The sequence below is a fragment of the Vogesella mureinivorans genome, assembly GCF_007644035.1.
In the GTDB taxonomy this organism is placed as follows: Bacteria; Pseudomonadota; Gammaproteobacteria; order Burkholderiales; family Chromobacteriaceae; genus Vogesella; species Vogesella mureinivorans.
The window spans coordinates 1-285 of sequence record NZ_VMTV02000204.1 but is presented as its reverse complement, the minus strand read 5'-3'; the positions used below and the strand labels follow the sequence as shown (position 1 = coordinate 285).

At 61.1% G+C, this 285-nt stretch carries 1 protein-coding gene; it reads left to right on the top strand.

Translation table 11 applies throughout. The features are described from left to right. Positions 1–20: 20 nt before the first annotated feature. Positions 21–285, top strand: a 265-nt coding sequence (locus tag FLQ44_RS25520; RefSeq protein ID WP_500692536.1) for an ATP-binding cassette domain-containing protein, incomplete at its 3' end; no start/stop codon positions are given.

Genomic DNA, 285 nt, shown 5'->3' with positions numbered 1-285 from the left:
AAACGGGCGAATTTGTCTGCGTGGTCGGAGCCTCAGGCTCCGGAAAATCTACGCTGCTGCGGCTGGTGGCAGGGCTAGATATGCCCACGGCGGGGGAAATGACGGTGGATGGCCAAGTGGTGACGGGGCCAGGATCCGATCGCGGCATGATCTTCCAGAGCTACACCCTGTACCCCTGGATGTCGGTGCAGAAAAATGTCGAATTTGGTCTCAAGCTTCAGGGCGTGGGGCCGCGGGAGCGGCGGGAGATGGCCTCCTACTATCTAGACGTGGTGGGGCTGACCA